This window comes from Devosia sp. (assembly GCF_017307565.1).
Taxonomy (GTDB): Bacteria; Pseudomonadota; Alphaproteobacteria; order Rhizobiales; family Devosiaceae; genus Devosia.
Map to the genome: position 1 here is coordinate 1 of NZ_JAFKHD010000450.1, position 11,258 is coordinate 11,258.

Genomic DNA, 11,258 nt, shown 5'->3' on the forward strand with positions numbered 1-11,258 from the left:
GTGCAGTTTCTGACGGCGGCCGACCGGGCCAATCCGCGCGTGTCGAAGAACTATGACCCCATCGCGTTGCCGCGCCTGCGGGCCCTTCGCCTCGTCGTTGATGCGGCGCGCCGGCACAACAAGCCGGTGACCATGTGCGGCGAGCTGGCCGGCAAGCCGATGGAGGCGCTGGCGCTGATGGCGATCGGGATGACCCGGCTTTCCATGGGGCCGGCATCCATCGGGCCGATCAAGGAACTGGTGCTCAATCTCGAGCTCAAGCCGATCCAGGAAGCGGTGGCTGCGGCACTCAGCGTTGGGGCCGACGGTGTTGCCATTCGCGATCTGTTGAAGGAATGGGTGGAGAAGCAGAACCTGCCCATGGGCTAGGGTCGCAACCCTAGTTCTGCTTGCGATTGGTGGCGCTGGCGATTATCCAGAGCCCCGATAGCTCCGGAAAGACCCAGTATGCCCGCTTTGCCAGAGGACAAGCTCGAAGCGCTTGCCACCCGTTTCCAATATATCGAAGCTGCCCTTTCGGGCGGCGCGAGCCCGGACGAACTGGCAAAACTCTCCAAGGAGCATTCTGATCTCTCCCCGATCGTGGGCGAGATCAATGCCTACCACAAGGCGCAGCGCGACCGCGCCGAGGCCGAGTCCCTTGCCAAGGGACCGGACAAGGACATGGCCGAGATGGCCATGGCAGAAATCGAAGAACTCGATGAAAAGATTGAGCTTCTTACCCAATCGATTTTCATCATGCTGCTGCCCAAGGACGAGGCCGACGAAAAGTCGATCATCCTTGAAATTCGTGGCGGCACCGGTGGGGACGAAGCGGCGCTGTTCGCCGGCGACCTCTTCCGCATGTATGAGCGCTATGCAGCGACGCGCGGCTGGAAGGTGACGGTGATGGAAGAGAGCCCCGGCGATATGGGGGGCTTTAAGGAAATCATCGCCAATGTCTCGGGCAAGGGCGTTTATGCGCGGATGAAATACGAGTCCGGCGTGCACCGCGTGCAGCGTGTGCCGGCGACGGAAGCGTCGGGGCGTATTCATACGTCGGCGGCGACGGTGGCGGTGCTGCCCGAGGTCGAAGACATTGATATTGATATCAGAAATGAAGATATCCGCATCGACACGATGCGTGCTTCGGGCGCCGGTGGGCAGCACGTCAACACCACTGACTCGGCGGTTCGTATCACTCACTTGCCGACCGGGATCGTGGTCACGTCGGCGCTGAAGTCGCAGCACCAGAACCGGGCGCAGGCCATGGTGGTTCTGCGGGCGCGGCTCTATGAAATGCAGCGCGAGGAACGCGACAGCGCCCGCTCGGCCGAGCGCAAGGGGCAGGTGGGTTCGGGCGATCGCTCCGAGCGCATTCGTACCTATAATTTCCCGCAGGGCCGGGTGACGGATCACCGGATCAACCTGACTTTATATAAGCTCGACAAGGTGATAGCGGGCGAAGCGCTGGATGAACTGATCGAGGCGCTGATTACCGAAAACCAGGCGGCGCAGCTCGCGGCCATGGAGAGTTCCAACTGAGCGAGGCCATTACCGTTGGCGCGCTCTGGCGGCGCTGGCGGGATGTGCTGGCGGCCAATGGTGCCGGTACGGCGACGCTGGACGCCAAGCTGCTTGTTGGTCACGCGCTGGGTTTTGACGCGCTGCAATTGGCGACGCGCGAGAGCGAGTTTGTTAGCACACTGTTGGCATCGAGCGTGTCCGAGCTGATGCAGAGGCGGCTGACTGGTGAATCGGTGGCGCGGATCATCGGGCACAAGGAATTTTATGGGCTCGAGTTCGCGCTCAACGAGGCAACTCTGGAGCCGCGACCCGACACGGAACTGCTGGTCGATCTGGCGCTGAAAGCGCTGCCGACGGGTGGACGCTTCGTCGATCTTGGTACGGGGTCGGGGTGCATTCCGATTTCCATTCTGGCGAACCGGCCGGATGCGTCCGGGGTGGCAAGCGACATCAATCCACGAGCGCTGGAAATGGCCGGGAGGAATGCCGAGCGTAATGGGGTGAGCGGGCGGCTGAACTTGCGGCAGGGGGATTGGTTCGGGGCTCTCTTACCCCCACCCTCATTCCCTCCCCACAAGGGGGAGGGAGACGATCGAGCTGAAGAATCGCGCTTCGACCTTATTCTCTCTAATCCGCCCTATATCTCGTCCGAGGTCGTCGAGACGCTCGCACCAGAGGTGAAGGATTTTGATCCACGGCTGGCGCTGGATGGCGGGCCGGATGGGTTGGGGCCTTATAGGATCATCGCGGCCGAGGCGGGCGCATGGTTGAAGCCGGGCGGCAAAGTGCTGGTCGAGATTGGTTATGACCAGGGCGCGGCGGTTTCGAATCTCTTTGCGGCGGCGGGATTTTCACGAATCTCGGTCGAGAAGGACCTTGCGGGGCTTGATCGTGTGGTTTCGGCGCACCACATCTAGCGTGCAAAAGCACAGAAACCCGGCACTGGATACTTTGTGCTGGTCAAGACCGGCGAAAACCGCTAGTTTGATCGTGCTGTCAATGGCGCATCATGGGCGCCGCAGCGACCACACCCTATATCCAAATCTTGCGGCAAGGGCCGTGCTTGTTCCGGTTTTCGGGACCAAGCGGGATCAGAAGGGCGGATCATTCCGAGGGCGCTGCAGAGAGCATACGGTCTTCATGAAACCAGTATAACCCCATCCAAAGCGATGTTCGCGGGATGTGGGGCCAGACCGGCGACAAGTCCGGTCCGCCCAGATGTGACGCTTACCGATCTAGAGTTAGACAAAGCGACCCGATGAGACCAAATCAGAACAAGAACCGGCAGCGTAACCGCAATGGCGGCCGCAAGCATGTTAACCCGCTGTCGCGTAACTACGAGAGCAACGGTCCGGACGTAAAGGTCCGCGGCAATGCGGCTCACGTCGCCGAAAAATACCTCCAGCTGGCGCGCGATGCCCAGTCGTCCGGTGACTCGGTGATGGCGGAGAACTATCTCCAGCACGCCGAACATTATTTCCGTATCGTTTCTTCTGCCCAGCAGGCCATGAATGGCCAGCGCGATGGCCAGAGCCCGGACGATAACGAGTTCGATGACGATGTCTCCGACATCAACTCGCGCTTCTCCTCGCCCCAGCCGGTGCAGGTGAACCAGGGTCATGAGGCCCAAGAAGAACAGCCCGGCACCGTAGCTGCCGCTGCCGAAAGCAGCGAGCCGGTTGCGGCCGAGGGTGGCGAAGCGGCCCCCCAGCCCGTTGCTGCCGAAGGCGGCGAACAGCCGGCCCGCAAGCCCCGCGAGCGTCGTCCGCGTCGCCGTCGTCCGGCTGGCGGTGAAGGCGGCGTCGATCCGGCCAATGCGCCGCAGCCCGATGTCGGCGAATTGCCGGCGTTTTTGACGGCGGGTACGGCTCCGGCAGCGGAGTAAGAATTTTGAAAAGGCCGGGCTCGATGCCCGGCCTTTTTGTTTGCTGGACTTTGGGCGCTGAGAGAACCTCTTGTCGAGCCAGCAATTCGCGTGGCCGACAGTGTCCTGCCCGATGAGGTTGTTAGTCGAAACGCGCTTTGAGCTGGGCCGCCTTGGAGGTCGCCCGGTGCGGATCGCGCCGCGCCTCTTTGTCGGCGTACATCAGCTTGTCGGCCTGAATGAGTGTCGCCTGCGGGGTGCTGAGCCTGGGGTCGGCGCAGACAATACCGAAACTGGCCCCTGAATATTCAAAGACGCGTCCGGCCAAGGTGTAGGTGTCGATCAACAACGGCGCCAGCCGGTTGCGCATCAAATCGACAGCGCGATCGGGTGCGTCGCTTTTTGGACGCGCTGTGAGGCTGATCGCAATGAACTCGTCGCCTCCCCAGCGGCCCAGCATGTCGCCATCGCGCAGGCCCGTCAGCAAGCGCCGGCTGACCTCGGCCAGGAAGCGGTCACCTACGCCGTGGCCATAGGTGTCGTTGATCGTCTTGAAGCCATCCATGTCGATAAAGGCCACCAGTACCGACTGTTGCGCTCGCCTTGCAACGGAGAAGAAGCGATCCAGTTCGGCCTGCACCACGCGCCGGTTGGGCAGGCCGGTCAGGGCATCATAATTGGCCGCATAGCGTTCTTCCTGCCGGCGCACGGCGCGCTGTGCTGCGATCACGCCGCAAAGCGCGATCAGGGCCAGGCCGATCACTGCGACGGCGCCGGCGGCCCAGATATGTCGGCGGTTCATGGGGGCCAGGTGATCCAGAGGGGCAAGCGTGACCAGCTGGTATTGTGCATCGGTCAAGGGCTGGCTGCGCATCAGATACGGCGTGCCATCGATGAGCCACTGGTCCTGCGCCTCTGGCGCTTCCATTGCTGCGATGTTCATCGGCTCGCCGGGCCCTTCATCGCTCTCGCCCGGCGTTATCGCATCCGGTGGCAGGAGGGCGGCGACATTGCGCAGCATGAAACGCTCGTGCGACGCGGTCGTGACGCGGCCTTGGCTGTTGACGATCAGGGCAATATGCCGGCCCGTCAGGTATCGCGCCATGACAGGGGCATCGAGCCTGACGGTGACGGAGCCGAGGGGCACACTGTCCGTTCCCTCGATTCGGCTGGTCACAAAATAGGACGGCATCTGATTGAGACGCGCGATGCCGAACATCTGCCCCCTGCCGTGCGTCAGGGCGTCGAGGAGATAGGCCCGGCCAGCATAAATCTGGCCGACGATATTGAATTCTTCGGTCCAGTGACTCGATGCCACCGTGTCCTGCGACAGGTTGTTGATGTAAATGCGGGCATAGTGCAGATCGTCGGCGAGCCCGGTCATGTAGTCGCCGACGTCGCGGACCAGAACATCGCTGGTGAAGATCGCGGCGCGCTCTTCGCGCGTCAGTTCGTCAAGACCCGGTGGGTCGCGTCGATAAAGACTGGCGAGCTCGATCACCTGGCCCTGACGCGCTACCATATTGGCTACACTGGTCGTCTCGGTGAAGAGCCGGTCGATGATGCTTGCAGTGGTCTGGGTCTCATATTCGGCGCTGGCCGCCAGATTATCGAGCTCTTCGGTCAGACTGCTCTGCGACAACCAGAACCCGATGCCGGCCACCAGCAGCACCCAAAGGACGGCAATGGCCAGGGTTACCCTGACCACGATTGCGGACGGTTGCGGGCCGCGCGGGCTATCCGGCTCATGAGCGCCACCAACGCCGTCGTTTGCGGCGATACGATAGTCCGAAACCAACGTCATTCAACTCCGGGGTTACTGGTACAGTGTGTCTTAATCTTGAGAGTCACAACCCCTCTTCGGACAACAAGGTGAGCGTATCTTTACCGATATATTTGCGAATACGTCACAATAGAGCGCGAAACATCAGGGAGTCTGCGGGCCATTGCCGGACGTTGCAAACCGGGTTCGATTTGGGTGGCTGGCGGCATTGCCGCACCGGAAAACCTCCCCATATATCTCTTCGATGCTGGAGCGCGCCGAACTCAAGCTGGCCGTTTGATCAAGCGCAAAAGAGCGATGCCCTTTTGCTGCCAAACTGCTGGTGCGGGCGTTTCATCACCGACGCTTCCGTCGTCATGCCGGTGCCTTTTGAGGGCTGGGTGGCGAGCGAGACAAGGAGAGTTGAATGAATATCGAAAAATACACCGAGCGCTCGCGCGGCTTTATCCAGAGCGCGCAGACAGCGGCGCTGGGCAAGGGCCATCAGCAGTTCGCGCCGGTCCATCTTCTCAAGGTGCTGCTCGACGATGACCAGGGGCTGGCCTCGGGTCTCATTGAACGCGCGGGTGGCGACGCCAAGGCGGCGCGCGCCGGCGTTGAAGCCGCACTCAACAAAATTCCAAAAGTATCCGGCGATGCCGGGCAGCTTTACCTGAGCCGCGAACTGGCCCGTGTTTTCGACACAGCCGAGAGCGCAGCGCAGAAGGCTGGCGACAGCTATGTGACGGCCGAGCGGCTGCTGCTGGCGCTGACGGTCGAGAAAGATACCGATGCGGGCAAGATTCTGGCTTCGGCCGGGGTGACGCCGCAGGGGCTGAATACGGCCATTGAGGAAATCCGCAAGGGGCGTACGGCTGACTCGGCTTCGGCCGAAAACGCCTACGATGCGCTGAAGAAATATGCGCGCGACCTGACGCAGGATGTGCGCGAGGGCAAGCTCGACCCCGTCATTGGGCGCGACGAGGAAATTCGGCGGACCATTCAGGTTTTGAGCCGGCGGACCAAGAACAATCCTGTTCTTATCGGCGAACCCGGCGTCGGCAAGACGGCGATTGCCGAGGGTCTTGCCATCCGTATCGTCAATGGCGACGTGCCGGAATCGCTCAAGAACAAGAGCCTGCTTGCGCTCGACATGGGCGCGCTGATTGCCGGCGCGAAATATCGTGGCGAGTTTGAAGAGCGGCTGAAATCCGTTCTCAGCGAAGTGCAGTCGGCCGAAGGGCAGATCATTCTCTTCATCGACGAAATGCACACGCTGGTTGGCGCGGGCAAGAGCGATGGCGCCATGGATGCGTCCAATCTTTTGAAGGCTGCCCTGGCGCGCGGTGAACTCCATTGCGTGGGCGCGACGACGCTCGATGAATATCGCAAGCATGTCGAGAAGGACCCGGCCCTGGCCCGGCGTTTCCAGCCGGTGTTCGTGTCCGAGCCGACCGTGGAAGACACGATCTCGATCCTGCGTGGCCTCAAGGAAAAGTATGAGCTGCATCACGGCATTCGCATTGCCGACTCGGCGCTGGTGAGCGCGGCGACTCTTTCCAATCGCTACATCACCGACCGCTTCCTGCCCGACAAGGCCATCGACCTGATGGATGAAGCGGCGGCGCGGTTGCGCATGGCGGTCGATTCAAAGCCCGAAGCGCTGGACGAGCTTGATCGGCGCATCATGCAGCTGAAAATTGAGCGCGAGGCGCTGAAGAAGGAAACCGACGACGGGTCGAAGACGCGTCTCGATCGGCTGGAGCATGAGCTTTCCGGGCTCGAGGAACAGGCGCAGGCCTTGTCCTCGAAGTGGCTTGCCGAGAAGGAAAGGCTGCAGGGGTCTACAAAGCTCAAGGAAGAGCTGGATGCGGCGCGTTCGCAGCTCGAAATTGCCCAGCGCCAGGGCGATCTCGCCAAGGCAGGCGAGCTGGCCTATGGCGTCATTCCCGATCTCGAAAAGCGGCTGAAATCGGCCGATGATCCGGATGGCGACGGCAAGCCTGATCCTGTGATGGCCAAGGAGACCGTGGAGCCGACCGACATTGCGCAAGTGGTGTCGCGCTGGACGGGTATTCCCGTCGACCGGATGATGGAAGGCGAAAAGGAAAAGCTTCTCCATATGGAGACGTCCCTTGGCGCTCGTGTCATCGGGCAGGCGGAGGCGGTGGCTGCCGTGGCGAAGGCCGTGCGGCGGTCCCGCGCCGGCTTGCAGGATCCGAACCGGCCGATTGGCTCGTTCATGTTCCTCGGGCCAACGGGCGTCGGCAAGACCGAATTGACCAAGGCTTTGGCGCAGTTCCTCTTTGACGACGAAACCGCGATGGTGCGGCTCGATATGTCCGAGTTCATGGAGAAGCATTCCGTGGCCCGGCTGATCGGCGCCCCTCCGGGCTATGTCGGTTATGACGAAGGCGGCGTGCTGACCGAAGCCGTGCGGCGTCGGCCCTATCAGGTTGTGCTCTTCGACGAGATCGAAAAAGCGCATCCGGATGTGTTCAATGTTTTGCTGCAGGTGCTCGACGATGGGCGGCTGACGGACGGGCAGGGGCGTACGGTCGATTTCCGCAATACGGTCATCATTCTCACCTCGAACCTCGGGGCCGAATACCTGGTGGATCTGAAGGATGGCGAACCGGTGGAGCTGGTGCGCGGCAAGGTGCTCGATGCGGTGAAAGCGGCTTTCCGGCCGGAATTCCTCAACCGTATCGACGAGATCCTGCTGTTCCATCGCCTTGGTCGCGAGCATATGGGTTCCATTGTCGATATCCAGTTCGGACGCCTCGAAAAGCTGCTCAAGGACCGGGATATTTCTCTGGAACTGACGCCCAAGGCGCGGGAGTGGCTGGCCAATGAAGGCTATGACCCCGCCTATGGTGCGCGGCCGCTCAAGCGCGTCATCCAGCGCGAAGTGCAGGATGGCCTTGCCGAGGAAATTCTCTCGGGCAAGGTTTCCGATGGCGAACGCGTGGTGGTCGATGCCGATGATGATGGCATTCTGCTCTTGCCCGGTGGCAAGGGCGAGGCTGACGCAGCTGCGTAGGGCATGCTGAATGTGTTGGAAGGGCCGGTCGTTTGACCGGCCCTTCTTTTTTGGATCTGCGAAGGCTTGTTCGAGGTTCGATTCTGCACTAGAACAAATAAGGAACATAAGGGCGCGCAAAGCATGGCTGACAAGATCGACTATATCGAGTTTCCCTCGACCAACCGGGCGGCGAGCAGCGCCTTTTTCAAGACGGCGTTCGGTTGGGGCATGACCAGCTATGGGCCGGATTACGATGGGCTCGACAATGCCGGGATCGACGGGGGCATCGACCAGGCGGAAGGCCGCGTTGCGGCGACCATGGCGATCGTCCGCACGGACGATCTCGATGCGGCGGAACAGCGGGTGATCGCGGCCGGTGGTGTCATCACCCAGGCGCAGTTCGATTTCCCCGGCGGCCGGCGCTTCCACTTCCGCGAGCCAGGCGGCAATGAACTTGCCGTCTGGGTGTCACGCGAAGACTAGATTTTTACGGGGTTTTGGCGGCAGCGACCTTGGTGGGGCTGCCGTCGCGGGCCAGCAGATCGTTGATCTGGCCCATGGCCTGCTTGAAGGCCTCGCGATATTGCGGGGCCAGCACATTGTCCTTGGGCAGCTTGACGCTCAGCGGATCGACGAGATTGCCGTGGATGAGAATCTCGAAGTGGAGGTGCGGGCCGGTCGACTGGCCGGTGGAGCCGACATAGCCGATGAGCTGACCCTGGCGCACCTTGGAGCCGACGCCGAGGCCATCGACGAAGCGCGAGAGGTGGCCATAGGCGGTTTCATAGCCGTTGACGTGCTGGATCTCGATCTTGTTGCCGTAGCCGGACTGCCAGCGATAATACTGGATGGTGCCATCACCGGAGGCGTAGATCGGGGTGCCCGAGGGGGCGGCGAGATCGACACCGGTATGGAGTTTCCGGGTCTTGAAGATCGGGTGGATGCGATAGCCGAAGCGCGAGCGCAGGGTGCCGCCGCCTTCGAGCGGGCGACGATTGAGGAAGCGCTTGCCGGTTTCGCCATCGGGGTCATAGAAATCGACGGTGCCGTCCTGGGTGGCGAAGCGATAGAGCTGACGCTTGGTGCCTGACAGGGTCAGCGACACATAGAGCAGTTCCGGCTTAGCCTCGGGCGCATCCTGGGTTTCGAGGATTTCGATGGTGTCGCCGGCCGAGATGCGCTTGGTCATGTCGATGTCGTAGGCGAACATGCCGATGATGCGCTCGATGGTGTCGTTATCGAGATCGTGCTTGCGGCCGGTTTCCCAGATCGAACGATAGACGGTGGGCAGGTTGCCCACATTGATCTGTTCGATGTCTTCATGCGGGAAATCGACCCAATCAGGCTGCAGGCCGACGACATATTGACCATTGTCGCTGAGGGCGACGGTGGCGATGTGCGGATCGCCGGCCATGCTTTCGGGCCGGTAGATCGACATGCGATAGGGCACGAGGCTGTTGCTGTCGCTGGTCAGCGGACCATAGAGAATGCGCAGGCGAATGCCGGCGGGCAGGCCGCCCGCGGGAATGAGGTTGGCAAGGGTGTTTTCCACCATCGACACCTGGGCGCGGCTGAAGCCGTTGCGGATCAGGGTGTCGGCGAGCGGGCCGATTTCGCGAACCGTCAGAAAGCGCTCGGTGCGACCAAGACCCTTGGCCGAAGCGAGCGTCGTCTTGGGAACGACGGTGACGTTTTCGGCAATGCCATTGGGAGAGACGGTGCCGCCATCGCGGGCCAGCGCATCAAGGCTCGGTCCGAGCGCAGCATAGGCCAGGGTCGGGGGCGCGTCCTCTGTATAGAAGGTGGCTTCGGCGGAGCCGCGCACGAAGTCGGCGGCGATTTCGTCGGTAATAGTGCGGGCGGGGATCGTGCTCAGCGGCATATCCGCCTGGCGCACGGCCACTTCGCCATCGACATCGGTGCCATAGACGTCGGCATTGAGATCGAGCGCGCCGGCCTGCAGGGGGCGGGTGGCATTGAGAATGGCCACCGGATCATAGGCGGGCGCATCGGCGGAAAGCGAGGTCGCGGTTGTCGCGAGCGTGGCGCGCAGCCGGATGAAGGGCTGGTTGCGCAGGATTTCGCGTCCGTCGACCACCTGGCGAATGGAGGCCTCGATGGTTTCGAGATCGGACCTCGTTTCGGCAACCGGTCGAATGCGGGAGGACTTTGCCGTCATATCGGTGGCAAAGGGCTGCTCGAGTTTGGGGGCGGCGAGCTGGAGTGCCTTATAGGCAGTAGAGAAGGTGTCCTGACCCTGGAAGGATACATAAAGAGCCGCGCCCATCAGCAGCACGGATGTCAGGCCGGTCATCACGGTGCCGCTGAGCCAGGCAAAGCTGAGCTCGCGTCCCTGCGGGATTTCGCCGTCAGTCGACTGAACCGTCAGTGCTGGGCCATCTTCAAACCCGCTGGCCCGCAGCAGGGAAGCGTGGCGATTTCTTTGCGCAGCGTTCAACGCGCCGTCCTTCGATATTGAATAGGTCTTCCCCCGCGGGCCAGATGCGCGCCCTCTTCTCTCTATATAGAGAGAGCGAGCCGCAGCCTAAGGAGAGCGGACGATGTTTTCAATGGTCGTCATATCTCCGTCAAATGCGGCGAAAGCGGGGAGACTCGTCTCTCGCCCAGGTCCCGCCGCTAGTCGGCCAGAGACCGGCAGAAGAACGGAACATTGCGGGAGTTGAGACGAAACCGCGCCCAAGCACTGCAATCTCTGGTGGTTCAGTCGAGTTTTCCACACGCGCACCGCTCTCAAAAGCGGATAATGTCGTTTTTGTCATGGAGGGGCTTTACAGCAAAACGGCTCCCCCCTATAACCCGCTCATCGCTGAAGACCGCGGCGCCGCAAGACGCCAAAGACTGAAGCAAGACGCTGAAAACGAATACTAAATTCGACATTAAGCGTCTCAGAAAATCAGCTCTGCTGAAATTCTAATATGCGGTTGACATGTTGGTTTGTCTAACTTAGATACCGCCTCGCTGACGACGTGAACGGCCTTGGTTGTTCCCACTGACGGCGACTTCTGACAGGGCGGATTTGCTGCCGGGTGACCGGACGGTGGGTTTGTTTTGCGGAAAGAAATCTGAGGCGATTGCCTCAC

Annotated in this window: 8 protein-coding genes; 6 read left to right on the forward strand and 2 right to left on the reverse strand. The window is 61.4% G+C overall.

The genetic code is table 11. The annotated features are described in order from the left end of the window. From J0I64_RS19820 to J0I64_RS19835, 4 genes are all read left to right on the forward strand, one after another. Positions 1-369, forward strand: a 369-nt coding sequence (locus J0I64_RS19820; protein WP_366933766.1) for a putative PEP-binding protein, incomplete at its 5' end; no start/stop codon positions are given. Between the two features lie 78 nt (positions 370-447). Further along, the gene (gene prfA, locus J0I64_RS19825) at positions 448-1,524 is read left to right on the forward strand and encodes a peptide chain release factor 1 (protein ID WP_291411502.1); all 1,077 of its coding nucleotides are present in this window, start codon (positions 448-450) and stop codon (positions 1,522-1,524) included. Positions 1,525-1,532: 8 nt separating this feature from the next. Next, positions 1,533-2,423, forward strand: a complete 891-nt coding sequence (gene prmC, locus J0I64_RS19830; RefSeq protein WP_291411515.1) for a peptide chain release factor N(5)-glutamine methyltransferase — start codon at positions 1,533-1,535, stop codon at positions 2,421-2,423. Positions 2,424-2,764: 341 nt separating this feature from the next. Further along, positions 2,765-3,391 carry a DUF4167 domain-containing protein gene (locus J0I64_RS19835; protein ID WP_291411504.1) on the forward strand — a complete coding sequence of 209 codons (627 nt, stop codon included), beginning with the start codon at positions 2,765-2,767 and terminating at the stop codon, positions 3,389-3,391. A gap of 121 nt (positions 3,392-3,512) precedes the next feature. On the opposite strand, the gene J0I64_RS19840 is transcribed toward J0I64_RS19835, so the two are convergent. Continuing rightward, positions 3,513-5,174, reverse strand: coding sequence for a GGDEF domain-containing protein (locus J0I64_RS19840; protein ID WP_291411507.1), 1,662 nt, complete (start codon positions 5,172-5,174; stop codon positions 3,513-3,515). A gap of 385 nt (positions 5,175-5,559) precedes the next feature. Here J0I64_RS19840 and clpB point away from each other — a divergent pair, with 385 nt between their 5' ends. Both clpB and J0I64_RS19850 read left to right on the forward strand, forming a co-directional pair. Then, on the forward strand, positions 5,560-8,175 hold the full coding sequence (clpB, locus tag J0I64_RS19845) for an ATP-dependent chaperone ClpB (RefSeq protein ID WP_291411509.1): 2,616 nt from the start codon (positions 5,560-5,562) through the stop codon (positions 8,173-8,175). A gap of 123 nt (positions 8,176-8,298) precedes the next feature. Then, positions 8,299-8,640: a VOC family protein gene (locus tag J0I64_RS19850; protein WP_291411511.1), complete on the forward strand. Its 342-nt coding sequence runs from the start codon at positions 8,299-8,301 to the stop codon at positions 8,638-8,640. 4 nt (positions 8,641-8,644) lie between these two features. On the opposite strand, the gene J0I64_RS19855 is transcribed toward J0I64_RS19850, so the two are convergent. Further along, entirely contained in the window at positions 8,645-10,615 is a 1,971-nt protein-coding gene (locus J0I64_RS19855) for a M23 family metallopeptidase (RefSeq protein ID WP_291411513.1), read from the reverse strand. Between the last annotated feature and the right edge of the window lie 643 nt (positions 10,616-11,258).

Excerpts from the sequence above, each read along its gene's own strand:
- prfA (WP_291411502.1), top strand. The coding sequence starts at position 448 with ATGCCCGCTTTGCCAGAGGACAAGCTCGAAGCGCTTGCCACCCGTTTC.
- J0I64_RS19835 (WP_291411504.1), top strand. The coding sequence starts at position 2,765 with ATGAGACCAAATCAGAACAAGAACCGGCAGCGTAACCGCAATGGCGGC.
- J0I64_RS19840 (WP_291411507.1), bottom strand. The coding sequence starts at position 5,174 with ATGACGTTGGTTTCGGACTATCGTATCGCCGCAAACGACGGCGTTGGT.
- clpB (WP_291411509.1), top strand. The coding sequence starts at position 5,560 with ATGAATATCGAAAAATACACCGAGCGCTCGCGCGGCTTTATCCAGAGC.
- J0I64_RS19850 (WP_291411511.1), top strand. The coding sequence starts at position 8,299 with ATGGCTGACAAGATCGACTATATCGAGTTTCCCTCGACCAACCGGGCG.